General features: G+C 37.7%; 20 protein-coding genes. 8 read left to right on the top strand and 12 right to left on the bottom strand.

Going from position 1 to position 24940, the window contains the following annotated elements; all coding sequences use genetic code 11:
* Positions 1–16 precede the first annotated feature (16 nt).
* The 3 genes from C7H19_RS00325 to C7H19_RS25270 all read right to left on the bottom strand — a co-directional run bounded on the left by C7H19_RS00325 (position 17) and on the right by C7H19_RS25270 (position 2041).
* A complete protein-coding gene (locus C7H19_RS00325) occupies positions 17–967 on the bottom strand; it encodes a DUF6208 family protein (protein ID WP_106454894.1) in 951 nt (316 codons plus the stop codon).
* Positions 968–1090: 123 nt separating this feature from the next.
* On the bottom strand, positions 1091–1255 hold the full coding sequence (locus C7H19_RS25460; protein WP_181280494.1) for a hypothetical protein: 165 nt from the start codon (positions 1253–1255) through the stop codon (positions 1091–1093).
* A 471-nt stretch (positions 1256–1726) separates the two neighbouring features.
* Entirely contained in the window at positions 1727–2041 is a 315-nt protein-coding gene (locus C7H19_RS25270) for a hypothetical protein (protein WP_146136482.1), read from the bottom strand.
* A gap of 181 nt (positions 2042–2222) precedes the next feature.
* On the opposite strand from C7H19_RS25270, the gene C7H19_RS26105 reads away from it, so the two are divergent.
* Positions 2223–2426 (top strand): S8 family serine peptidase, encoded by a 204-nt coding sequence (locus C7H19_RS26105; RefSeq protein ID WP_281261710.1) that lies wholly within the window; start codon positions 2223–2225, stop codon positions 2424–2426.
* 20 nt (positions 2427–2446) lie between these two features.
* Here C7H19_RS26105 and C7H19_RS00310 read toward each other — a convergent pair whose 3' ends face one another.
* A complete protein-coding gene (locus C7H19_RS00310; protein ID WP_106454891.1) occupies positions 2447–10840 on the bottom strand; it encodes a type I polyketide synthase in 8394 nt (2797 codons plus the stop codon).
* A gap of 606 nt (positions 10841–11446) precedes the next feature.
* On the opposite strand from C7H19_RS00310, the gene C7H19_RS00305 reads away from it, so the two are divergent.
* From C7H19_RS00305 to C7H19_RS25265, 3 genes are all read left to right on the top strand, one after another.
* Positions 11447–13171, top strand: coding sequence for a mechanosensitive ion channel family protein (locus tag C7H19_RS00305; protein ID WP_245927187.1), 1725 nt, complete (start codon positions 11447–11449; stop codon positions 13169–13171).
* A 106-nt stretch (positions 13172–13277) separates the two neighbouring features.
* Complete coding sequence (locus C7H19_RS00300; protein ID WP_106454889.1) at positions 13278–13613, top strand: coiled-coil domain-containing protein; 336 nt, start codon at positions 13278–13280, stop codon at positions 13611–13613.
* 143 nt (positions 13614–13756) lie between these two features.
* On the top strand, positions 13757–14158 hold the full coding sequence (locus tag C7H19_RS25265) for a hypothetical protein (RefSeq protein ID WP_146136481.1): 402 nt from the start codon (positions 13757–13759) through the stop codon (positions 14156–14158).
* 38 nt (positions 14159–14196) lie between these two features.
* On the opposite strand, the gene C7H19_RS00290 is transcribed toward C7H19_RS25265, so the two are convergent.
* Entirely contained in the window at positions 14197–15819 is a 1623-nt protein-coding gene (locus C7H19_RS00290) for an alpha/beta hydrolase (RefSeq protein ID WP_106454888.1), read from the bottom strand.
* Between the two features lie 112 nt (positions 15820–15931).
* On the opposite strand from C7H19_RS00290, the gene C7H19_RS00285 reads away from it, so the two are divergent.
* From C7H19_RS00285 to C7H19_RS00270, 4 genes are read left to right on the top strand one after another with little or no spacing between them, the layout of a single operon-like run.
* Positions 15932–16576: a cadmium resistance transporter gene (locus tag C7H19_RS00285; RefSeq protein ID WP_106454887.1), complete on the top strand. Its 645-nt coding sequence runs from the start codon at positions 15932–15934 to the stop codon at positions 16574–16576.
* Positions 16577–16592: 16 nt separating this feature from the next.
* Positions 16593–17399, top strand: coding sequence for a carbohydrate ABC transporter permease (locus tag C7H19_RS00280; RefSeq protein WP_219907547.1), 807 nt, complete (start codon positions 16593–16595; stop codon positions 17397–17399).
* Positions 17400–17404: 5 nt separating this feature from the next.
* Positions 17405–18106, top strand: coding sequence for a ribonuclease III (gene rnc / locus C7H19_RS00275; protein ID WP_106454885.1), 702 nt, complete (start codon positions 17405–17407; stop codon positions 18104–18106).
* On the top strand, positions 18093–18959 hold the full coding sequence (locus C7H19_RS00270; RefSeq protein ID WP_106454884.1) for an Rpn family recombination-promoting nuclease/putative transposase: 867 nt from the start codon (positions 18093–18095) through the stop codon (positions 18957–18959). Before rnc ends, C7H19_RS00270 begins: the two co-directional genes overlap by 14 nt.
* Here the strand turns inward: C7H19_RS00270 and C7H19_RS00265 are convergent.
* The 7 genes from C7H19_RS00265 to C7H19_RS00235 form a co-directional block, all read right to left on the bottom strand.
* Entirely contained in the window at positions 18956–19768 is an 813-nt protein-coding gene (locus tag C7H19_RS00265; RefSeq protein WP_106454883.1) for an inositol monophosphatase family protein, read from the bottom strand. The two genes, C7H19_RS00270 and C7H19_RS00265, sit on opposite strands and share 4 nt — an antisense overlap.
* On the bottom strand, positions 19768–20898 hold the full coding sequence (locus C7H19_RS00260; protein ID WP_106454882.1) for a quinone-dependent dihydroorotate dehydrogenase: 1131 nt from the start codon (positions 20896–20898) through the stop codon (positions 19768–19770). Before C7H19_RS00260 ends, C7H19_RS00265 begins: the two co-directional genes overlap by 1 nt.
* A gap of 169 nt (positions 20899–21067) precedes the next feature.
* The gene (ispG, locus tag C7H19_RS00255) at positions 21068–22288 is read right to left on the bottom strand and encodes a (E)-4-hydroxy-3-methylbut-2-enyl-diphosphate synthase (protein ID WP_106455199.1); all 1221 of its coding nucleotides are present in this window, start codon (positions 22286–22288) and stop codon (positions 21068–21070) included.
* 134 nt (positions 22289–22422) lie between these two features.
* Positions 22423–23211, bottom strand: a complete 789-nt coding sequence (locus C7H19_RS00250) for a YdcF family protein (protein ID WP_106454881.1) — start codon at positions 23209–23211, stop codon at positions 22423–22425.
* Positions 23212–23222: 11 nt separating this feature from the next.
* Complete coding sequence (locus C7H19_RS00245) at positions 23223–23816, bottom strand: sulfite oxidase-like oxidoreductase (RefSeq protein WP_106454880.1); 594 nt, start codon at positions 23814–23816, stop codon at positions 23223–23225.
* A gap of 77 nt (positions 23817–23893) precedes the next feature.
* Positions 23894–24070, bottom strand: coding sequence for a 50S ribosomal protein L32 (gene rpmF / locus C7H19_RS00240; RefSeq protein ID WP_106454879.1), 177 nt, complete (start codon positions 24068–24070; stop codon positions 23894–23896).
* Between the two features lie 89 nt (positions 24071–24159).
* Positions 24160–24918, bottom strand: coding sequence for a sucrose-phosphate phosphatase (locus C7H19_RS00235; protein WP_106454878.1), 759 nt, complete (start codon positions 24916–24918; stop codon positions 24160–24162).
* Positions 24919–24940 lie beyond the last annotated feature (22 nt).

Here is a 24940-nt window from a genome sequence, read left to right as displayed (position 1 = left end):
TGTTATGACTTTTATTCTACTTCAAAATATTTATTCTAAGTTCTTGTATAACACCTTCTTGATCCTCTATTTGAGACTGAATTGTTAAAGTTTTTGTCTCTTTTAGAGGTTTTTGTCGTAATCTAAATAAATAATAGCCATGTTTTTCTATTGGTTTTGTTAGATAAGTTTCTTCCGTAATCTGACACCAATATAAAGGAAAACTAGAGCGATCGTATGTCGTAAAATAAATATCGTAGTCATTAATAATTAATGGCTCGATCATAATTTTTAATGACTGATTTTTCGCTAAATATCCATAGACAAATTCTGTATCGGGTGCGCCAACGGGTAAAAACTCTTGTTTAACAAAAGATTCACCTAACCATTTTCTGTATTTTAGAATCGTAAAAATATAATAATGTAATGCTAGATAAAACCAATTTTTCTGATTAATTAAGTTTTTGTAAAAATCATTGACATTTGGTGAAACTTCTGATTTATCTACCAATAATTTGTCATCAACTTTAACCGTAGGTAATTCCAGAGAATCAGACCAATGATAATATCGTAATCCTATACTGTATAAACCTGGTTTTACAGTAATTGATATCCAATCTTCTTGGGAAACAATTTGATTTGAATCTAAATTTGTAATTGTTTCGTAACTTGGAAAACTATAAATTACTACAATCCAAGATTGAGCCGATTTTTTAAGAATATTTAGATCTAAACTAATTGTTTCTTGGACTTGAAAGGGGCCGAGGGTTCCGATGATTGCGTGAGTATTCCAGCGTGGGCCTTTGGTCATCAAAACTGGTAAACTGAGAAAGGTTTCAAGGGTTTGGGCTGATAAAACTCGCCATTGTTTGGCTTTGTTTTTTTTAATGAAGAGAAAAATAGTATAAAGAATTCCAATAAAAAATTTATTTATTTTGTAAAAGATAAAAGAAAGAATAGCTAAGGGAATTTCTAGGATATTAGTCATCTCAAATCGCTCGCTCTTTGAATATTATTAAATAGTACCATTTCTATTATTTACCACCTAAGTTACAGTGCAGGACAAATAGCAGATTTTTTTCGTATGTGTTGGGTTTCAGTCACAGTAGGATTATAAGCCGCCTTTTTCATTAAAAATCCATCCTTGAGCGGGTTCAAGAGTTGTAGGTGTAGGAATTGTCGTCTGTTCAGTTTGTCGAGTTTGTGTGGGTACAGGTTCGACTAAATCGACTTGAACCGCACCACTACTAAGATTATCATCGATGCTAGGAGGCAACCCACCCCGTCCAGTAATTATTAATTCACTTTTTCTTCATTTTTGACAGGGATTTTGAATCACTAAAGTAGTAGGATTAATTAATGTTTCGGGTAATTTGATTAATCCTTGACTGGGGTCAATTTCTGGCGTATTTAGTTCTACAATTACGTTAAATTTAAGACATAGAGCCGATGCTGCAGTATTACTAATGTCTAGAGTTAAGAATTTTTCTTGAGTGTTAATAATGATTTTTCCGCCTACGGTATTTACGGCATTAGCTGTAATATTGCTATTATTAAAGGCAGCTAATACACCAGTAGTGCCTGTACCATATGTGCTGTATTTAAAAATAATAAAACTCCGCCAGCGAGACGGAATTGCTCAATCAAGTTTTTTGACATACAGAGTTTAAGAACAGCCAGCGATACAAAGACATTTACTTCCTGATTGGCCGCCAGATAGAAGGCCGCGTCCGCAGTTACAATTACATTATGATGGTGTAGCAGTAATAGTCTCAGATGCCTCAGCTTCTTTTTCAGCTTCTTTCTGTTGTTTTTTAGCTTCTTTTTTAGCTTCTTTCTGTTGTTTTTTAGCTTCTTTTTCAGCTTCTTTCTGTTGTTTTTTAGCTTCTTTCTTTAGCTCTTTAGCCGTTTTGATGTCAGTTTCAGGTGTAACAACTTCTGTAGGTGCTTGGGCTATCTGCTCGGCTAATGCAGTAGTTGTCGATACAGTAAAAATCCCTAAAGTCAAAGTTACAGAAAAAAGGATGGACAGTGAAATTGTAATGAGTGTTTTAATTTTCATTAATCAAATAACTACCTTTCTTAAAGATGTATACAAATTATACAGTAATCAATTTTTATTGACTCTATTTTAAGATTATTTTAAGAAATAAAAAATATTAAGATTTGCAAAATAAAGATTTTTTTTATGTTTATAAATCTGTAACTACGGCTGTCTATCAACCCACTAGAAAACTTAGTATCTGAAGAGTGGAACGAGTATGGCGACTCCCCATGTTGCGGGCGTAGCGGCTCTTTGGGCTGAAAAACTGAAGAAAAACGGACAATTTAATACACAAGAACTGATTAAATGTGTCAATAATTCTGCAACGACTGAAAAACTTGATCCCGATGAATGTGATGTTTCTGACGTGGGAAAAGGACTGATCCGCGTTCCACAAGATTAAGTTTTTATAAAAAGTATAAATCATTGCAGAATAATTTTAGCTAATTCGGTTGGTCGTTCGATGTGTAAGTTATGTCCTCCTGATAAAATAATTTTTTTGGCGGTTGACATGGCTTTTTCTTGTAAGATTAAATCTTCGGGGCGATTAAATTCGCTCATGTCGCCATAAATCAAAGTAATAGGACATTGAATCGATTTTAAAAGACTTAAATATTTTGCTTGATTAATACCATTAAATTCTAATCCAGCGCGGGTTCTTAATTTAGCATCCCAACGCCAATGTATACCATTTTGAGCGGGTTCGGTAATACGTTGGGCCAGTCGTAAAGAAAATTCTTCAGACATCGCAGGAGTCGCTAAACGTAAACGTTCGGCCGCTTCTTTAAGATCTTTAAATATAGGATAAGAAGGAGGTGATAAAAGATAGTCTAAATGAGTGGCTAATTGTTCGACGGTTTCGCTTTCGTTAGAATTAGGAGGAATAACGGGATCGACTAAAATTAGTTTTTTCACTTTTTGGGGACGGATACTCGCATACATTGAAGCGAGAACAGATCCGAAAGAATGACCAACGAGGGTAAAGTTTTGGTCTGTGATCATTGATGCGATCGCATCGATATCCCCTAAGAAATCTAACATATTATACGATCCACCACACCCAACATGATCAGATTTTCCGTGACCGCGTAAGTCTGGGGCAATAATGCGATATCCAAGTTCAGCTAAAGGAATAGCCACATTTTCCCAAGCTAACCCTTGTTCTAGAATGCCATGTAAACAGAGGATCGGTTCTCTATCTTGGTTATGCGTACTTTTTGCCGTCCCGTGTTCTCCCCAGTTACACAAACAAAGGTTAAGAGAACGAACCCAGATCATTTCTTCATTCATCTGTGTCCGATCGCTTTTTTGTTCGGGTAACTGATAATTTAAAGACATAGCAACTTTTCGGGTTGTTTCTGTCAGGGGCTGCGGTAGTTTAATATTTTTCCAACTATCAGCAAGGGTGGGATCAATTTTTTTACGTTTGAGGAAGTTTGGATCACCGACGGACATCGACTGGTTATAAACTCCATCCGTCATCCGTTGTCCTTCATAAGGGTTAACTAGAGACGGATCAAAGGATATCCCTAAAAACTCAGATAACTTTTGCATTACCTGAGTGGGGTTTTTCACCAACTCTTCATACACGATCAGATGATGGCGATCGTTACTAATATTGCATAAAAAGTCTAATATATTTTGGTTACTCTTTGTCCAGATTAACTCAGCAATAGAGTAAGGATCGCCGTCTTTTGCACCGACTAGCTTATCCATCCGGAGACGATAGAATGACTCGATCACCGCATAAGGATGACGTACTAAATGGATGTATTTTGCATTGTCGAACATTGCTTCGGCCCGGTCAAGGGTTTCGCGGTGAAATGCGTAGGTCGGTGACTTATCGATGAGAATACGATCGCCTGCTAATTCCTGTAATAATGTATAAACTTCAGGAATAGAACGATTATCTTTAACGAGTTCTGCTATTAAACATTCACTTTCTGTTGCATCTATTCCTTTTAGATCAATAAATGCACGTTGTAAACCTTCACCTAAATGAGATAGGGTTAATTCTTTTGAGCGTTGTTCCATTGTATCGAAGGGAAGCAAATGAAGTTCAGGAGGTGACGCAAGTTCCCGATGTCCTGCTAACATGACTCGTAATAGAGTCGATCCTGATCTCGGACTAGAAAGAATAAAAACAATACCAGGTAGTTTTTGTTCTAATGTATAAGGGGTGGGTTGCGAGGAAGAAACAAAAAACTCTTCATTATGAGATGTCTGTTTTGGTTCTTGTTTAAGAGGTGTTTTCTTTTCGTAAGTTCTCTTAAACTCACTCGCTAAATATTTTGCTAAACCGTTGATGCGAGGACGTTCATAAAATTCTCTGGGATATAGCATTAACTGAAGATCGGTTTTAAGTTGGTTAATGGCTTCCATGACCATCAGTGAATCCATCCCTAAATCGAGTAGACTATCGGTAGGGGAGATCTGATTATCGTTTAGCTGCATGATCAGAGCGATCGTTGTCTGTAAATAGTTAACTAGAAATGCTTCTCGGTTGTTGTCTGGTGTTTCTAAAAGGGTTTCAAAAATGGTGGGTTTGGATACCAAAATCGAGGGTTCTGTTACTAAACCCCGACTGGTTTTCTTCGATGGTTTAGATACGGATGTTAGGATGTCTTGGAAATAGGGAGACTCGGTAAAGTTAGGAAACTGCTGACTTATTGTGTCCCAATTAGCAGAAATAACTCCTATTTGTGTGCTATTCAATAATTGCGGTAATACATTTAATGCGTCTTTTGTCAAGATTGGGTTTAGTCCTTTTACGGCAACGCGAGAATGAGTCGCCATTCCATCAGAAAGTATTCCCCAGTTGATCGAAGTAGCGGGAAGGTTTTGTGCGTGTCGATAATGTGCGATCGCATCTAGAAAACTATTCGCAGCAGCATAGTTTCCTTGTCCTGGCGATCCGATACTGGATGCAGCCGAAGAGAATAGAATAAAGAAGTCTAGGGGTTCATCTTTGGTGAGTTGATGTAAATTCCAAGTTCCTTGTACTTTCGGGGCTAAAACTAACTCAAATTTTTCCCAAGATAAACCTTGTAAAAGACCATCATTTAAAATTCCTGCACAGTGAACAATTCCCCGCAAGGATGACATATTACTCTTAACGGTAGTCAGAATATCTTTTAATTCTTGTTCTTTTGTAATATCTGCTTGACAAACAAATAGATTTATGCTTTGTTTTTCTAAAGTTTGTAAAATTGAAAACGCTTTTTCAGACGGTTTTTTTCTTCCCAATAATACCAATGATTTCGCGCCTTGAGACACCAACCATTGAGCAACTTTTAAACCGACTGCACCTAAACCACCTGTAATTAAATAAGTTCCTTCACTATAATCTATTTTTTTGCTTATTTTAGGAATAATACTATGTTGAAGTCTAGCAACATATCGCTTACCTTGGCGGAATGCGATTTGATTTTCACTATCTGAGTTAATAATCTCATTTAACAATAAAGTGACTTCATTTCCATCTGTTGTCGAGGAAAGATCAATAATTCCTCCCCAGTATTCAGGATATTCTAAGGCGATAACTTTACCAAGTCCCCATAAAGTTGATCCTGTTAACAAAAGTTTTTGCTCATTTCCTGTAACAGATTGAGTATTATTAGTTGTAATCCACAGTTGAGAATTGATGGAATATTCGGTTAAAGTTTGCAGAAGATATAATATGCTTTGGGTTGTTGTCTTTTGGCTATTTTCTAAGACGCTTGTGGATAACTCTTGATTTTGCTCTAAACTCCATAGATGAATAATACCCTGTAAGTTTAAATCTTTAATCTCTTTACATAGAGTTTGATAATCTTCTTTGGATGCTGGATTAATTTTATAGATTTCGGGTTCAGTTTTTTGGTAAGTTTCCCCAGGATAAACCAGAATACAAGACTGATTTATTTTTTTGAATTCTTCCACTAAAGTAGAGACGAGACATATCGCGTCTTCACCCTTAGCTTGTTCAGCAAAGATTAACCAGTTTCCTGCAAGAGGTTTTATCGTAGTAGCAGAAGGATTAGATTTTTGTATCCAGTTAATCTGATAAAATTCTTCATCAAGATTATTAGATTCTCGTTTTCTTTTCACTTCTTCTAACCAGTATCTTTGACGTTGAAAGGGATAAGACGGTAAATCGGTTATTGTTTGATGGGGATAATCTTGTGTAAAGCCTTGCCAATCGATCTTAATTCCTAAATAATATAATTTAGCAAGACTTTGTAAGATTTGTTGCCAGTCATCTTGATCTTTTCTTAAACTGGGTAGCCAATAATAAAGCTTATTATTACTTTGCTCACTTTCTAAAACTAATCTTCCCATACCGAGTAGAGTCGGTTGTGAACCAATTTCGAGAAAGATTTGGTATTCTTTAACAAGATATTCTATACTCGCGGCAAATTTTACGGGTTCAACAATATGATTTACCCAATATTCAGGTTTAGTAATTTCCGATGTAACTTTTTCCCCTGTTAAATTAGAAATAATTTCAATCGTTGGAGTTTGATAATTAATTTTTTGAGCTATTTTCTCAAAATCTGACAAAATAGGACGCATGAGATGAGAATGGAAAGCATGAGAAACTTTTAATTTCCTCGTTTTAATATTTTTCTCTTTAAAACCTTGTAAAACGTTTTCTACTGCTTCTATTTCTCCCGAAATAACAATATTATTATTTCCATTAATTGCAGCAATATTTATTTTTTCACCGTAATCTTTAATCGCTTCTTGTACGGTTTGTTGATCAGAAAAAATGGCTACCATCACGCCATTCTGGGGTAAACCTTGCATTAATTTAGAACGATGAGCAATTAATTTTAATCCATCTTCTAAACTAAAAACACCAGCAATACAAGCAGCAACATATTCACCAACACTATGTCCCATCACAGCACTTGGTTTAATTCCCCAAGATAGCCATAATTGAGCTAAAGCATATTCTAGAGCAAAAATAGCTGGTTGAGTATAGAGTGTTTCATGAATTAAATTATTGTCTGAATAGAGAATCTCTAATAAAAGTATTCCTTGTTGTTCTCCCTCTTGGTAGGAGGGGGCTAGGGGGCGGTACGGTTTATCAAGATAAGCTTGTAAAATTTCTGCACATTGATCGATGGCTTTTTTAAAAGTGGGTTGGGTTTGATATAATTGTTGTCCCATCCCTGTATATTGCGATCCTTGTCCAGTAAATAAAAAAGCAATTTTTGGGTTAATTTCAAGAGAAATAGCTTTATTTTCTTGTACCGTATTCAATTGTTGTAATAATTGTTCGCTCTTATTAGCAATATAGCATTGACGATGATTAAAGTGGGTTCTTCCCGTCGCTAAAGTATATTCTAAATTGGTTAGATTAATATTTGGATTAGATGTCAAGTAATCTTTATAAGACTTAACTAATTCTTGTAAAGCGGGTTCCGTTTTAGCAGAAAAAGTGAACAAATATAAGGGTTTTTCCCTTATCCCCTCTCCTCGTAGGAGAGGGTAGGGTGAGGTGGAGGGTGTTAGGGGGAGGTTGGAGGGTGTAGGGTGAGGTGTGATTCCTTCTTCTATAATGATATGTGCATTAGTTCCCCCAAAACCAAAGGAACTAATACCCGCTAAACGAGGTTGATCTGATTTTTGCCAAGATTGAACTTGAGTCGGAATTTTTATGGGTGTATTTTGTAAATCTATATGAGGGTTGAGTTTTTGTAAATGTAGATGCGGTGGTATTTCTTCATGTTGCAAGCTTAGAATTATTTTAATTAAACCTGCGATCCCTGCGGCTGATTCTAAATGTCCTATATTAGTTTTAACTGATCCTAACCATAAGGGTTTTTCGGTAAAGATCGCTTTTAAGGAACTAACTTCGATCGGATCGCCTAAAATTGTACCTGTGCCGTGTGCTTCGATATACTGGATTTGAGAAGCTTTTAGATCAGCATCAAATAACGCGCTTTTAATGACTGCTTGCTGAGAAAGTCCATTTGGTGCAGTTAAACCGTTACTCCGTCCATCTTGGTTAACCGCAGTTCCCCGAATCACGGCTAAAATGGGATTACCGTCACGCACTGCATTACTTAGACGTTTTAGAACAATTACTCCGCATCCTTCCCCTCTGACGTATCCATTGGCACTTTCATCGAAGGTTTTACATCTTCCATCAGGTGACATCATTCCTGCTTGGGTAAAGGTTTCGGTTAATTCAGGAGATAATAATAAATTAACACCACCTGCGATCGCTTGTTCACATTCTCCCGTCTGTAAGCTTCTCACTGCTAGATGTACTGCAACCAACGAGGAAGAACAAGCAGTATCAACGGTTAGAGAAGGGCCATTAAAGTCATACCAATAGGATAACCGATTTGCGGCGATGCTGTGGGCATTTCCTGTACCTGCATAAGCATTCGGATCTAAGTCATTTTTTAGGCGAATTTGGGAATAATCTGAACTACTAATGCCAATAAAAACACCAGTTTGACTTGAGCTAAGTTTTTCAGCAGCAATACCCCCATTTTCTAATGCTTCCCAACTGACTTCTAAGAGTAAGCGTTGTTGGGGGTCCATTTCTTGCGCTTCTCTGGGGGAAATACCGAAAAATTGCGGATCGAATTGATCGACATTTTCTAAAAAACCACCCCAAGTTTGAGAATAAAAGCGATCGCTTATACTTACTGCATCAATACCATTGCGTAATAATGTCCAAAATGCTTTTGTATTTTTCGCACCAGGGAAACGACACCCCATCCCAACAATGGCAATTTTTTCGTTTATAGTTCCCTCTCTTTTTAGGACAGGGTTAGGGTGAGGTACAGGTGCTCCCGTCTCTACAACTCCTAAATAATTCGCTAAAGCTTCAATGCTAGGATAATCATAGGCTAAAGTGGGCGATAATTTGCGTCCTAACCAGTCTTCTAATTCTGCGGATAAACGAACTGCTTGTACTGAGTCTAAACCATAACTCGCTAACGGTTCTCTAATATCAATCTCAGAAGGTGACACATCTAAACGTTGTGCAATATTCGTCACCAACCAAGTAATAATTTTTTGCGTCGTTTGATCAACTTTTCCTATATCCTGTTTTCGTGTCTCTTTTTCTGCTTGTAATTTTGTTGTTTTATCTCCTTGCTTCCATTCTCCAACACTTGCTAATGTATTTTGTAAAAACTCTGCTTTACAAGCGTGTCTCTGAATTTTGCCGCTAGAGGTTTTGGGAATACTACCCGTTTTCAGTAAGACAATGGCGTAAGTTTGTAACTCATGGGTTTGTAAGACTGCTTTGACTATAGCCTGAGTCACTTCTGTTGCGTCGAGTTTCCGTAGATAACTCCGCTTCACCTCATAAGTAATAACTAATTTTTCTTCTCCTGCGACATCGAGTGAAAAAGCAGCGCCACAACCTTCTCTTAATGCAGGATGACTTTGTTCAACGGTAGATTCAATATCTTGGGGATAATGATTTCGTCCTCGAATAATGATTAAATCTTTTAGACGACCTGTAACGAAAATTTCTCCATCTTGAACAAATCCTAAATCACCTGTTCGTAAAAAGGGTCCCTCTTGAGTATCAACAATATAAGCTTGAAATGTTTCTTTGGTTTGAGTTGGACGGTTCCAATAACCTTGGGCTACACTATCATTACTGACCCAAATTTCCCCAATTTCATCGGGAGAACAGAGGGTTAAGCTTTCTGGGTTAACGATGCGAATTTTCCCTTCGACAATTTGCCCGCATCCTACTAAGGTAATACTATCAGGTGTATCGGTTTCTTGGGTGATGACTTGATTTTTTTCGATTCCTTTGCTATCGAAGGTTTTAAAAATGGGGGGATTTTCTTTTCTTCCTCCTGATGTTAGCAGTGTGGTTTCTGCCATCCCATAACAAGGATAAAATGATTGAGCGCGAAAACCATAGGGTCCGAATGCTTGTACGAAGTTTTGTAAAGTTTGTGTGCGAACTGGTTCTGCACCACTAAACGCTAATGTCCAACTACTAAGATCTAAGGTTTCTCGTTGTTCGGGTGGAATCTGATTAATACAAAGATCATATGCGAAATTGGGACCGCCGGTTGTCGTCACACGATACCGAGAAATTGTTTCTAACCAACGCGAGGGACGTTGTAAGAAGGCGACAGGAGACATTAAAATCTGAGATGCACCGACGTAAACGGGTTGTAGAATACCGCCAATTAAACCCATATCGTGATAGGGTGGCAACCATGAAACAGCAATACTTTCTGAGGTGTCTTGAAAGCATTGATTGATCATACGGGAATTATGAATTAAGTTGCCATGATTGACCATGACTCCTTTAGGTGTTCCTGTTGAGCCACTGGTATACTGTAAGAAAGCGAGTTGGTCTTCTGTAATCTTTGTTTCCTGCCACGATAAAGCGAGATCTAAATCAATTTCGTCTGTTGTTACACAATGTAAATTTTCATGAGTAACTGATTGCGTTAATCTCCCTTCTATGGTATCAACAAGGGAGGATGTTGTTAAGGCGAGTTGAGCAACTGAATCAGAAACGATCGCCTGTAAACGTTCAAAAGAGCGATTCGCACGAGGTGGATAGGCAGGAACGGCAATGACTCCAGCATATAAACAGCCAAAATAAGCGGAAATAAACTCTAAACCTGGTTGATAGAGTAATAAGGCGCGTTCTCCTTGCGCTTTTAGCTGTTGTAATTTGAATGCGATCGCTTGAGCTTGTTGATCTAACTGTAGATAGGTTAGGGAAGATGACACACTTTCCCCATCTGACAAGAAGGTAAAAGCAAGTTTTTGAGGTGTTTCTGTGGCTCGATAACGAAGTACATCAACAAGATTGGAGAATGTCCGGCTCATCTATGGTTTAGTGTTTGGGTTAGGCTATTAAGAACGCTGTGTATGGGATGATTTATTTATAATCCTCTCTAGTCTACAGGCTAGTGTTCCCTCTAAGGAAGGATCACCGCTCAATCGTCGGATAGAGGAACAATAAAAAGAACTAATTCTTCGCTCTTTCTGACTCTCCTGTTCTTTTTCATCACGATTAAATGTAGTTTTTAGTTTTAAGGGAAAAATTTGGCACTATTCCCATTTTATCCTAATTTTTGTATTTTTTCAGAATACAGTCTCTAATTGAAGATATGCGAAAGCTATCAATAAGCGTCACTTGGGCTGGCTTGATCTGCTGTTTGTTCGGTAGTAATTAGAGTCAAACTATTAGAATTTTAAAACTTGATCGTTTAGTTTTCAGTAATTTACTAATGTTAAATCAATCTTATTAGTAATTTTAATCACTACTATTTAAAATCATAAAATCAGCAATCAGGCTCAAAATAACTAAAGTGATAGTGATGTAGCCTAGTTTTATTCCTGATACCGCTATTGAGAGAAAAAAGCTAAGATTGACAGAGTTTAGGATTAAGAATAGCTTCAACAAGCTGTGTGCTGACAAATTGACAAAGAATGATGACTCAAATTGTGAGAAAAATTGCTTTAGGTATAATTGGTTTACTGATGATTAGTGCGATCGCTTTTTGGAAACTCCCCGCATCAGCACAGACTTTTTTTATCCCCTCACAACCGCGTTTTTCCTTGACACAACCGAGTCACAGAATTGCTATAACTGGAGACATTGAATACACTTCGGTTTATTTGGATGGATATGCTTTATTTCAAATCGCTTCTCAAGATATTACAACCGCAGAATCAGAACAAAACGGAAATTTATCACCCATCCAAAGAAGGGCGAGGCGCATTGAAAGAACACTAAACAGCATTGTTAATACAGGTTTTGACCCAAAAACTCTCTTAATTACAACAGCGACTCTTAATAACTTAACGGTCATCGTTGCTTATGATCAAAAAGATTTATCTCGGCAGGTTATATTAACTGTAACTGAAATAGATGCTTTAATCGATTCATCCTCCGTTTCTACTTTAGCCGAGCAATGGAGTAATATTATTTACAATGCTCTTATTGAAGCTTGGAATGCCCGTCAACCTAAAGCGCGACAACGTCAGATCGCAACAGTAGCGATAATTGCGATCGGGTTAATTATTATAAGCTGTTTACTAACTTGGGTACAAAAAATCTTAAAAACTCGCTTTAACTGGCTGAAAAAAAGAGCTAAAGAGCAATCAAGCAGAGAATTAGAAGCCGTAGCACCATCCCATAAAGCCGAGCGCTTTTTCTATGAACCTCTAGGGGTTTTGAATGCGTTTCACAATCAAGCAAATATCCAGCAGCAGCTAATTCTAAATATATTGCTACAAAGACTAGATCAAATCGGATTAATCTTACTTTGGTTTGGTGGTGTAGCGGCTATTTTATATGTATTTCCTGAAACACGTTTAGAAGGGCGTGGCGTAATTCGGATACCCTTAAATCTTTTTATGATCTGGTTAGTTTTAACACTGGTCAGCAACTTAGTTAGCTTATATGTTAATTATAAATTACGAGAATGGGTTGAACAGGGATCGGTCGTTTCTGGAGATCCTCAACGCCGAATTCTACGCGCACCGACTTTACTCACAGTATTACGGGGAATTATTGGCTTTGTTTCCTTCTGTATTGGAGTGATTTGGTTTTTGACTTGGAAGGGGTTTTTACCTAGCTCATTCTTGACGGGAGCGGGTTTAGTCGGAGCCGCACTTACTTTTATTTTCCAGAATTTATTAAAAGATTGGGTTAATGGGATTTTAATTATCTTTGAGGATCAATATGCAGTTGGCGATATGATCGAGTTTGAGGGATTGATCGGAATTGTGGAAAATATGAGTTTACGAGCGACTCAAATTCGTACAGCCGATGGACGTTTGAGTACAATTCCCCATAATCAGATTATCGTCGCCCACAATTTGAGTAAAGATTGGTCACGCGTTAATTTTACAATTGAAGTGGCTTATCAGACTGATCCGACTGTAGCGATCGAGTTAATGAAACAAGTCTCTCAAGAAATGGCAATCGATCAACAATGGCAGGATGATATTATCGATCCAGTTAACGTTATAGGTGTCAGTCGCGTCGCCCATACAGGAATTGAAATAATGATGCGGATCACCGTTAAACGGTTGCGTCAGTGGGATGTAGAGCGCGAGTTTCGTCGTCGTCTGAAACTAGCATTTGATCAAAAAGGAATTGCGATCGGTATTCCTCAACAAAGTCTATTCTTTCATGGGGATACTTAGTTAAACGAAGTCACAGCCGAATCATCGATAATATGAGTAATCCCCTAGAGATAGGAACTCTGGGGAGTTGATGAAAAATCTTTCTCTTTCTAGGAGTGTAGCAAAAATGACCACAGTTACAGAAGCCGATTTAAAAGAACTAAAAGACTTAATTAATAATCGGTTTAGTGATTTAGACCGCAAAATTAGTGATTTAGACCACAAAATTAATGATTTAGACCGAAAAACAGACGCGATAGACAAGAAATTAGAAGTTTATATCGCCAAAACGGATGAACAGCTAAAGGGTATTGAAAAAAGACTAGATGAAACAAATAAACGAATTGATGATAGTAATAGCCGTCTCAATACATTAACCCTTGGGATTTTTGGCATCGTTGGAGTTTTTGCCACAGGAATTTTAGGAATTATCGGAAAAGTCGTATTTTTTCCCAACCCTTAAATCATATCAAAAGTAGCCCACTTTCATACCGCGATTGTTTAACGAAATCACAGCCGAATAACCCATAATATGAGTAACCCCCTAGAGATAGGAACTCTGGGGAGTTGATGAAAAATCTTTCTCTCTTTAGGAGTGTAGCAAAAATGACCACAGTTACAGAAGCCGATTTAAAAGAACTGAAAGACTTAATTAATAATCGGTTTAGTGATTTAGACCGCAAAATTAGTGATTTAGACCACAAAATTAATGATTTAGACCACAAAACAGACGGGATAGACAAGAAACTAGACTTACATATCGCTCGTACCGATGAACAGCTAAAAGCAATAAATAACACGATATCTTTATTGGATAAAAAAACCGATCAACGGTTTGATGATCTTAATAGACAAATGAATCAACGATTTGACGATAGCAACAGACGCATCGACGATAACAGTTCTCGTCTTAATACTTTTAGTATTGGCTTTTTGGGGATTGTTGGGGTTTTAGTGACAGGTTTATTAGGAATTCTCGGAAAAGTTGTATTTTTTCCCAACCCTTAAATCACATCAAAAGTAGCCCACATCAATTAAAAATTAATCTATCTTCTACGCTGAAAAGTACTGAGGGATTCCTGTAAGATGGGCTGTGCCGACGCATCAATTAGCAAAAATCTAAATTTTTGATCTTGACTGAGATATTTTCCGTAAGCAGAGGTTAAAAAAGGTTTAAACTGCTCATTTTTAGCGAGATACACCTCAAAAAAAGCTACAACAATTGGATCTCGGTAACTATTGAGTAAATCAGCATCGGGTAAGATGAGTCCAGGCATAGAATCTAATACTTGAGTGATCCCTGCATCGAGTTGAGAAAAGTCTACATGAGCTTGTCCTTCTGCTAATGCTAAATATTTATCGGGTGTTGTTAACCAAGTAAAAGCGCGAACTTGTTCTAAAACAAACGGGGTTGCTGGATCGTAGTTTCCCCCAGTAATCATGACAGGAATCTGAATTTGTGCGAGTCCTGATTGACCAAAAATCGTGCTATTAACGGGGTTTTTCCCGATTACCGCTTTAACTCTTGGATCTCTAAACTGGTAGGTAGGAAAGGACACATCTAAAGCGCGACACTGAAGTAATAATGAGACATTGAGTCCACTAAAGGGTTGATCGCAGACTGATTTAAGATAGTCTAAATTAATCTCGGCTCCAGCAACCGCTAAGGCACCATATCCCCCAAAAGAATGCCCGACAACTCCAACATTTTCTAAGTCCAATCGTCCGCCAAATTTCGCTTGATTACGGCGTTCTAGTTCATCTATGACAAAGCTAATATCTTTGGGGCGATCGTAAAATTCGCTTTTCTCGAAAACTTCTCTAGATAAACCATTAAGTAAATTTAGTTTTTGTTGAAAATCACTCCCAGGATGCTGCGGTAGGGCGACGACAAAACCATAAGATGCTAAATGTTTGCCTAGATCCGCGAAATCTTCTGGCCTAGATGCTAACCCATGAGAGATAATGACAACAGGCGTTTTCCCCGATCGATATGTTTCGGGGGTGATGAGAATCATATAAAAAGTACGCTTTCTACTCGCATCCGTTAAAGTCAAGGTTTCTTGACGAACTTGAAATGATCCTTTGTTGCGAAGCTCTGGAAGTTTGCTAAAATCTACGGTGCTAGATTCGGCTTGTTGTGTCGCTATTTCACCCATTTGAGCGGTAAAATAGTTCGTTGCTTCAACAATGAGATCAACTGTGTTTGAGAGTCCTATCAGATACTCTCCCTGTAACTGCATATTGGTGGGAAAATTACGCAAAACATTCAGTAATGTCAGTCCTTCTGGCTCAAAAGCAGCTTTTATGATGGCAGATCGTAGAGCAAATTTACCATTGCTTCCACCCTGAATGGTAATTCCTCGACCCGCACGTGCTAATATATCTGCGCCCAATGCACTGTTAAAAAAACGAGAAAGCAAAACAGGACTAACATTAACTTGTTTGACTAAAGCTTGTCTAAACTGCTCTCGTTGTTCTCTGTTAAGACTTCTCATATAAAATCTTAGATTACTATTAACTGTGCCATCTTTAGCAAATGTTTCTAATGATTCAACTCTAATTGATCCTTTCCAAGGTCCATAAGATACCAGAATTTCCCCTGCTGCAAATACAGGTAAAGCGGTAAGAATAGTAGTAAAAACAGATAGAGTTAGGGCTTTTATCATTAGATTTAATATTCCTTTATCCTGACAATTTTATTTTAAATTAATCTTTTCAGTTTTTTATTTATGCTATTTATTTGTTCAATTAGCAAAATCCATATTATCATATTACAGAATGATGAGCGAGCCAATTTTTTTAATTATTAATTTAACAATTGTCACTTTCATTTCCAGTAGCCTCGATAATTTGTTATTACTAATCGGCTTTATGGGGAATTATAGTTCTTATAAAAGAGAAGTAGTTATTGGCTATTTAATGGATATTTTTATTGTTAATATAGTGGCTTTAGTATTTTCATATTGGTTGGGTATTTTTCCGATTCATTTTCTTAAGTATTTGGGAATTATTCCCATTTCATTAGGCATCTATCAAATTTTACAGATCTTTAATAGATCTTCAACTAATGAATCAGTTAAGCAATTAGATGTATCTAAATCGAAAATTAAAATTATTTTAACGGTTTGTGGAATTATGTTAGCTAATAGTGGCGATACCCTTGCTGTTTTTTTAGCTTTTATGACGGATACACAACAAGGTTTAAGGTGGCTCGTTTTAGTGACATCATTATTCATGGGGGTTTTGTGGGGGATTATTGCAAGAATCTTTTTGTCTAGCAGTCGCTTAAAATCTCTCATTGAACCGATTTCTAAATATGTTTTACCTTTTGTTTTAATTTTCATTGGTTGGTATATACTAACTGATAGTTCAACTGATACTGAAGCCCTAATACAACAATTTAATAACTATGCTTATTTCTGATGATTGAATGATAACTATGCTCAATAAATCAATTACTTTATCGATTTTAGGATTAATATCTATTCTCGTTTTATTTCCTTTAGGTGTTGTTTTTATAACTTCTATCGTTCCGATAGGGATGACAATAAAAGAGGCAATAACACAAAACTATTATACTTGGGAAAACTATCAAGAAGCATGGAAACAAGGTAATTTTATTTTAGCATTTGCTAATTCTACAGGAGTTGCGATCGCTGTTACTTTTTTTCAGATTGTTACTTCTACAACTGCGGGTTATGCCTTGTCTCGTTTATCTTTTTCTGGGCGAAATAGTATATTACTTTTAGTCTTAGCGACTTTAGTTATTCCCTTCCAACTCTTGGTTATTCCAATTTTTTTGGTTCTTAAATGGGGAAATTTAATTAATACCTATTGGGCGATGATTTTACCAACTGCAGCCAATGGCTATAGTATATTTTTGATGCGACAATTCTTTTTAACAATCCCAATAGAATTAGAAGAAGCTGCATTATTAGATGGTGCTAATCGTTTACAAATTCTTTGGAACATTCTTTTACCTTTATCTCGTCCTGCGTTAGTAACCCTATTTTTGATTAGTTTTATTGCGGAATGGAACGACTTATTTAAACCCTTAGTTTTTACAACTCGTCCCGAACTCAGAACCGTACAATTAGCAGTAGCCGCCTTTCAAGAAGAATTTACAAATAGTTGGTCAGTTTTGATGGCAGTTGTTGTTATTGTAACCCTTCCGATAATTATTTTATTCCTCTTTGGACAAAAGCAGTTTATTAGAGGAATTGGTACAACAGGTTTAAAAAATTAAAGACTATGATGAAATTACCCATTTTTAAAAATCAAACACTTTGGTTATGTGCCTTAACCCATCGTTCTTATGTTAATGAATGTTCTGATGTATCAGAACACAATGAACGTCTAGAATTCTTGGGAGATGCCATACTTTCCTTTTTAGTTGGTGAATTACTATATCAAACTTATCCGAAGATGACGGAAGCACAATTAACCCGTTTACGAGCTAATTTAGTTGATGAAACACAGTTATCGAAATTAGCGAAAGAACTTAAATTAGGGGAATTATTACGCTTAGGAAAAGGGGCAATAAAAGACGGTGCGCGAAATAATACTGCAATTCTGTGTGATGTATTTGAAGCGATGATTGGGGCTTATTATTTAGATGCAGGAATTGAAGCCGTTAAAGAATATGTGGAGAGCATTTTTACCGCCGTTGCTGCTGAAATTATTTTACCTGAATCGGAGACTGAGAAAGTATCATTAGTTGATTCAAAAAATCGCTTTCAACAATGGGCATTAGCAAACTTTACTCAAAATCCAGAATATGTAATAATTAGCGAATCTGGCTTAGATCATGCTAAAGAATTTATTGCTATTGTCAAAGTTAAAGACAAAGTTTACGGAAAAGGCAAAGGCAAACGTAAACAAGAAGCGACAAAAGCCGCCGCCGAAGATGCTTTAAAACAAATAGAATTAAGAAAAATTAATGAAAACAGATAGTATTTTTTATCGCTTATTTCAAGAATTTCCTCAAACCTTTTTTGAATTAATAGGAAATTTACCCACTGAAGCGGAAAGTTATAAGTTTACCTCACAGGAAGTTAAACAACTTGCTTTTCGGATCGATGGATTATTCTTCCCCACAACAAATGAACCGAATAAACCTTTTTATTTAGTAGAAGTACAGTTTCAGCCCGATGAAACTCTTTATTATCGGCTATTTAGTGAATTGTTTCTTTATCTAAAACAATACCCAATATCTCATCCTTGGCGCGTTGTAGTCATCTATCCCAGTCGCAATATAGAAAGAGAGGTTACAAGACATTTTGGCGAAATTTTGCAGTTAGATCGAGTTAAACGGATTTATTTGGACGAATTAGGAGAACAAGGAGAAACATCATTAGCCGTAGAAGTTGTTAAACTGGTGATAGAGAAGCCAGAAAGAGTCATCCAAAAGGCTACGGGGTTAGTGCAACAAGCGAGACAAGAGTTAAGCGATGAAGCTGTTATCCGTAATTTAATTAATTTGATTGAAACAATTATTATTTATCAATTACCGAGTAAGTCTTGGGAGGAAGTAAAAGCCATGTTTGGATTAGATGAGTTTAAAATAAAAGAAACTAAAATGTATCAAGAAGCTTATCAAGAAGCTTATCAAGAAGCTTATCAAGAAGCTAAGTTAGCAGTTTATGAAGAAGCTAAGTTAGCAGTTTATGAAGAAGCTAAGTTAGAATCAATACCTCGTATGATTCAACTTGGATTAAGCTTAACTTTAATAGCACAATCTTTAGATTTACCCCTAGAAGTTGTTCAGCAAGAAGCCGAAAAAAGTCAAGAATCACAAGAAACTTAAGTTTTGCCGAGAAAATCGACTAAAGGTTTAAATACAGGAACCAAGTCATCACGACTTAACGTCAAGCAAGGAAACGATCGCTGTCCATAATTTTCGCCTATATTTAAGGGGAACATCGGTTCAGGGGACAGGGAAATAAAAACCCCACCTGCAGCCTGTAAAATCGCCCACACTGCCGCTAAATCCCAGATTTTAGGGGTTGCTTCCACTCCACCCAAAGCCGCCCCAGAAGCCACTAAAAGAATGTTATAGCTGGCTACTCCAATCAGTCGGACTTTACAAGGAAATGGATTTTTGAGAACATCTATACTACGAGCGCAAAAATTAAAAAGATGATTTTGACTGGGAGAATCTAAACTGGTTTGAATCAATTCTCCATTACAATAAGCCCCTATTGGCCCCATTAAACCAGATTCGCCATACCAATAACCATAATAAGACTGTTGTATTTGCGGGAAATAAACGTAACCAAAAACGGGCGTTCCTTTGTAGAGTAATCCTAATGAAATTCCCCAGATTGGAATTCCTCTAGTAAAGTTTGTTGTACCATCAATGGGATCAACAATCCAACACCACTCATTATCGGGGAAAATATGGGTTGTTTCTTCGGTTAATACGCCATGTTCAGGAAATCTCTCGTAAATAGATTTTCTAATTTCTCCGTCAGACCATTGATCGGCTTTTGTGACTAATGTACCATCTTCTTTGCGGGTTGCTTGTATTTTTCCAAAGTCTTTGACTAATGTTTCGCCGACTCGTTTTGTGGTTTCTTGGCAAAAAGTTAAAATGTCTGTCCAAAATTCATTCATTATGATTTAATTCCAACTGAAGAGGAAATATTTGATAAACCCGACTGATCCAGTTTAGCGATTAATCCTTTTAGAATAGAAGGAATCATCCAAGGTCCCTGATAAAGCCAACCTGTATAGGTTTGTAATAGACTCGCTCCGGCGGTGATTTTCTCCCAGGCATCGTCTACAGTAAAGATACCACCAACGCCAATAATCGGGAGTGTTCCGAAGGTTTCTTGATAGATAAAACGGATCACTTCTGTAGAACGATCGCGCAACGGTAAACCACTGATCCCCCCTGCTTCAGAGCTTAAAGGTTTTCCTGTCTCTTTTAAGATTTTGGTTTGTAAGATATCCCGTCTAGTCGTTGTATTTGTGGCAATAATTCCCGATAACCGATAATTTTGGGCTAGTTTAATAATATCTGAAATCGCATCCCAATCGAGATCGGGTGCAATTTTAATTAAAATCGGTTGATTGTTTTGATTGGCATCGGTTAAAGCGGCTAAAATAGGTTCAAGTTGTTCACCAGATTGTAGCGATCGCAGTCCTGGTGTATTGGGAGAACTGACATTAATCACGAAATAATCCGCCCAATCTTTTAGATACTGAAAACTGCCGACGTAATCTTGTGGCGCGTCTTCTAAGTCCGTTATTTTAGATTTACATAGATTAATCCCGATGGGAATCGATCGAGGTTTTCTGTCCCAAGTTTCTTGTAAGGTTTTCGCCATTACCGCCGCCCCATTATTATTCGCTCCCATACGGTTTAAAGCGGCTTTATCCTGTGGTAAACGGAATAAACGAGGTGGGGGGTTACCCGATTGTGAATGCAGCGTAATAGCTCCTAATTCGGCAAATCCGAAGCCAAAATTAGACCAAATTCCCGCCCCTAAACCATCTTTATCGAAACCTGCGGCTAATCCTAGTGGGTTACTGAAATTGAGTCCCCAAAAACTTTGAGATAAACGAGGGTCGTTATAACAAAAGGATTGTTCTAATTCTGATAATAACCAATTGCCGAGGGGTTGAGCGCGGGTGCGATCAATCCAATTTAGGGTTTTGAGTAACTGTAGATGAGTTTCTTCTAAGGTTCCTCTAACAGCCGAAAAAGCGAGAGGATAGGCAGGTTTTAGGAGTTCAAACATTTTAAGGTTATTTAATGAAAATCGATTTGACCTCACCCCAACCCCTCTCCTAAAAGGCGAGGGGCTTACCCTCTCCAATATATAAAAGGTATTCCTTATAGTTCCCTCTCCTTTTAGGAGTGAGTTAGGGGGAGGTTAGTGGGTTAGGGGGCGATACCTAACATAATTTTTATGGTTCAACCCAACGACCATCGGCTTTAATGAGATTAATCAACTCTTCAACGCCTTGGTCTTCTGGAACTCGTTTGATTTCATCTCGTCCGCGATACAAAGCGATATAACCCGCTTGTTTACCGACATATCCATAGTCAGCATCAGCCATTTCACCAGGTCCATTTACAATACATCCCATGACGGCAATATCTAAACCGGTTAAGTGTTTGGTGGCTTCCCGAACTTTGTGTAAAACATCTTCTAAATTAAATAAAGTACGCCCACAAGACGGACAAGCGACATACTCTACCATTGTTTTTCGCATTCCTAATGCTTGTAGGATGCTGTAACACACAGGTATTTCTTTTTCGGGGGCTTCGGTGAGGGAAACGCGAATGGTATCACCTATCCCGTCTGCTAAAAGTGTAGCAATTCCGGCGGTTGATTTAATCCGTCCATATTCGCCGTCTCCTGCTTCGGTGACACCGAGATGTAAGGGATAGTCCATTCCTAACTCATCCATCCGTTTGACCATCAAGCGATAAGCTGCTAACATGACAGGAACGCGGGATGCTTTCATGGAGATGACGAGGTTACGAAAGTCTAAGGATTCGCAGATTTTGAGGAATTCTAAGGCCGATTCTACCATTCCTTGGGGTGTATCACCGTAGCTAAATAACATCCGTTCGGCGAGTGAACCATGATTAACGCCAATTCTCATGGCTTTATTCTGTTCTTTGAGGGATAAAACGAGGGGTTTGAGGGTTTCTCGAATTTTATCGCCAATTTCATCGAATTCCCCTTGAGTATATTCTAGGCGATCGGATTTTGGTTTCTCAAAGACGTATAATCCAGGATTAATCCGGACTTTATCGACGTGTTGCGCGACTTCTAGGGCGATTTTCATGCCGTTGTGATGGACATCCGCGACTAGAGGAACGGGTTTATAAGTTTTGGCCAGTTTTTCTTTAATTTCTGCTAAGGCTTTGGCGTGTGCCATACTGGGTACAGTAACTCGAACAATCTCGCAGCCTATTTCGTGTAAGCGTCGAATACCTGCAACGGAACCATCAATATCTAGAGTATCTTCATTAATCATCGACTGAACGACGACTGGATATCCGCCACCGATGATAACATCTCCCACTCGTACTGGACGGGTTTTGCGTCGGTGAATTGTGGTATCAAATTCAGGGGCGGTTGCTGTAGCCGTTTTGGGGTTTGGAAGAGTTTGCATAATCATTCACTGAGCAATAGGGAGGGAGTTTATCCAAAATTTCAATTGCTTATTGTATTGTCGCAAATTAGGGTACTAAAATATAATTGAGGCTTTAATCGTATCTGTGATAGATATCTTGCTTATTCATTGATTTAGAGCCATCCTTTGAGATGATAGATCAAAATACCAATATATTCTTTTATGGCTTTGGTAGTTTGCTCTAAATAACTGGCATTGGGTAAAATGTTTAAGACGATCGCAGGTATACTTTGATTTAAGGCTTCTACATCGGGTTGACTGACTAAAAAATCGGTGGGCGCTGCTATAGCATCGATTCCCAAATGTTGGAAAATGGCTAAAGAACGTGGCATATGTAAGGCTGAAGTGACTAATAAGATTTTTTTGATGCCTTTTTCGTCTAAGATTTTTTTAACATTAACTGCATTTTCGTAGGTATTCAATGAGTCGGGTTCTTGAATAATTGCACTTTTGCTCACTCCCATCAATTCTAATAATTGTCCCATATCGGCTGATTCTGGTTGTTCTGTACTTAACCATTTAATGCGACCTCCAGATGCAATAATTAGAGGTGCTTTTTGGTCTAAATATAACTTAGCAGCATAAATAACTCGATCGCCCTGTTCATTAATATCTACCATCGGACGGGGAAAAGACGCGCTTTTAGTCGAACCACCGAGTAATACAATAGCTTCGGACTGGGGTAGTTCTGTGGGGATATTTTGCCATTCTAGGGACTGAACCATATAAGTGCTTACCTCCCCATTACTCGCGCTTAAAATCACGGCTACAGCTAAAAATAGGGGAATAGAAGCCCAACGCGATCGCATCCATTGTAAAACAAGGGCGATGATCAGCAAAAGACTCGCTAAACCTAACGGGTAAATAAAAATGGGGAGTAATTTAGATAATAAAAGAAACATAGCCCCATGATTTATGAGCTATAGCGTTCTTCTAACCAAGGATCACCACGACGATGATAGCCGTTGCGTTCCCAAAAACCGAGTTCTTCATGATCGAGAAATTCTAAACCATGTATCCATTTAGCACTTTTCCAAGCGTATAAATGAGGAACGACGATACGCATCGGGCCACCATGTTCGGCGGATAATGGTTCATTAAGGACTTTAAAACCGAAAAAATTATCATCTCGTGCAAATTCTTCTAAAGTTAGGTTGGTTGTATAACCACCGTAACTATGCTGCATGACATGAGTGGCTTTTGGAGATAGTTCAATTGTACTTAAAAAATCTGTAACTTTGATTCCCGTCCAATCCATATCTAATCTAGACCAACGAGTGACACAATGAAAATCGAGATGGAATTCGGAGATCGGTAGGGACATCATATCATCCCAAGAGTATGTCTTCTCTGTTGCGAGTCCCCATACTTTCAATGTCCATTCTGCTGTGCTAATTTTGGGCGTATCTCCATAGGTCAAAACGGGAAACCCTTTAGTTAGATATTGACCTGGAGGAACACGATCGCCTTGAGAGGGTTCTGGTTTTTGAAAGAATTTCCCTAACATATTGCTCGTTCAGTCATTTTACAAAATAATCAGGGGATTAACAAATGATCTTGCTGTGTCCCCATCCTATCAATTTACTACTCTTCGTCGTCCTCTTCTTCGTCTTTAGGATAGATAAAACCTTTAGAACGTCCAGTGAGAACCGATTTTCCTAATGATAAGGCTCTTTGGGCTTGTAGTGCCGCTTGTTTTCTCCATGTAGCGCGACGTTTATCACGCTTAGATTTTGATGTTTTCTTCTTAGGAACTGCCATAGTTACTTAACTCTCTTTCTTTCTCTAATTATCTAATTTTAGGGGCGAGCCAAAAATTTACAGATGGCCAAAAGTACAGTTTACCATGATTAGTTCTTTTCTTGACCTAAACTAAAATAGTCAATTGCTTCTAGAATGCCCCAAGCATAAGAAGATTTAGCAAAGTAATGATTTTTTGTTCCAGATTGATTGTACCATTGAGCTAATTCGTTTTGAGCATTATTGACAATTACGCCAAGGGTTCCGTGTTGATAAAGACTTAAATCATTGCCAGAATCACCACATACTAAGGTTTGAGTGAGGGGAATTTGTAACTTTTCTCGTAAATACATAGCCGCTAACCCTTTATCGGCTGCTTGAGGTAAAATATCAATATCTTTGCCACTACTAAAAATAATTTTGGCTTGTATTCCCATCTCTAAAATATTTTCGTGTACCGTATTCAAAATAGCGGGTTTAGTATTAGGATGTAGACAAAAACTAACTTTCCAGGGATTTTGTTCAGTTTCGCTCTGAGGCAATAATTGAGGAAATTTTTGTGTTAATTGAACAACTCTATTGCGATCCCATCCTTGAGATATATTTTTCGCCCAATCATAGTCTAAGATGCCTTGATGATAAATTTCACTACCAACACCTGTAATTAAATAATCTGGTTTGAGGAAAGTTTCTCCAGTTGATAACCAAAAGTCCCGCATGAGATGAACAACTGAAGGAAAAGAGCGTCCTGTTGCATATACTAGATAGAAACGATCACGGTATAAAAAGAGTTTTTCTTGTAGAGCGATCGTTGCGGAGTCATCTCCTATCCAAGTATTGTCTAAATCAGAGATGAGCAAAAATTTCACGTCTTGAAAAATTTATATAATA

The organism is Aphanothece hegewaldii CCALA 016 (genome assembly GCF_003007785.1).
In the GTDB taxonomy this organism is placed as follows: Bacteria; Cyanobacteriota; Cyanobacteriia; order Cyanobacteriales; family Microcystaceae; genus Chroococcus; species Chroococcus hegewaldii.
The sequence above is the reverse complement of the archived record's forward strand: the minus strand, read 5'-3'. Positions and strand labels throughout refer to the sequence as shown.

Bases quoted from the DNA above. Each gene is read 5' to 3' on its own strand.
- C7H19_RS00265 (WP_106454883.1), bottom strand. From the start codon at position 19,768: ATGAATGAATTTTGGACAGACATTTTAACTTTTTGCCAAGAAACCACA.
- C7H19_RS00290 (WP_106454888.1), bottom strand. From the start codon at position 15,819: ATGATAAAAGCCCTAACTCTATCTGTTTTTACTACTATTCTTACCGCT.
- C7H19_RS00280 (WP_219907547.1), top strand. From the start codon at position 16,593: ATGCTCAATAAATCAATTACTTTATCGATTTTAGGATTAATATCTATT.
- C7H19_RS00285 (WP_106454887.1), top strand. From the start codon at position 15,932: ATGATGAGCGAGCCAATTTTTTTAATTATTAATTTAACAATTGTCACT.
- C7H19_RS00250 (WP_106454881.1), bottom strand. From the start codon at position 23,211: ATGTTTCTTTTATTATCTAAATTACTCCCCATTTTTATTTACCCGTTA.
- C7H19_RS00260 (WP_106454882.1), bottom strand. From the start codon at position 20,898: ATGTTTGAACTCCTAAAACCTGCCTATCCTCTCGCTTTTTCGGCTGTT.
- ispG (WP_106455199.1), bottom strand. From the start codon at position 22,288: ATGCAAACTCTTCCAAACCCCAAAACGGCTACAGCAACCGCCCCTGAA.
- C7H19_RS00270 (WP_106454884.1), top strand. From the start codon at position 18,093: ATGAAAACAGATAGTATTTTTTATCGCTTATTTCAAGAATTTCCTCAA.
- rpmF (WP_106454879.1), bottom strand. From the start codon at position 24,070: ATGGCAGTTCCTAAGAAGAAAACATCAAAATCTAAGCGTGATAAACGT.
- rnc (WP_106454885.1), top strand. From the start codon at position 17,405: ATGATGAAATTACCCATTTTTAAAAATCAAACACTTTGGTTATGTGCC.
- C7H19_RS25270 (WP_146136482.1), bottom strand. From the start codon at position 2,041: ATGAAAATTAAAACACTCATTACAATTTCACTGTCCATCCTTTTTTCT.
- C7H19_RS00310 (WP_106454891.1), bottom strand. From the start codon at position 10,840: ATGAGCCGGACATTCTCCAATCTTGTTGATGTACTTCGTTATCGAGCC.
- C7H19_RS25265 (WP_146136481.1), top strand. From the start codon at position 13,757: ATGACCACAGTTACAGAAGCCGATTTAAAAGAACTGAAAGACTTAATT.
- C7H19_RS00325 (WP_106454894.1), bottom strand. From the start codon at position 967: ATGACTAATATCCTAGAAATTCCCTTAGCTATTCTTTCTTTTATCTTT.
- C7H19_RS00245 (WP_106454880.1), bottom strand. From the start codon at position 23,816: ATGTTAGGGAAATTCTTTCAAAAACCAGAACCCTCTCAAGGCGATCGT.
- C7H19_RS00305 (WP_245927187.1), top strand. From the start codon at position 11,447: ATGATGACTCAAATTGTGAGAAAAATTGCTTTAGGTATAATTGGTTTA.
- C7H19_RS00300 (WP_106454889.1), top strand. From the start codon at position 13,278: ATGACCACAGTTACAGAAGCCGATTTAAAAGAACTAAAAGACTTAATT.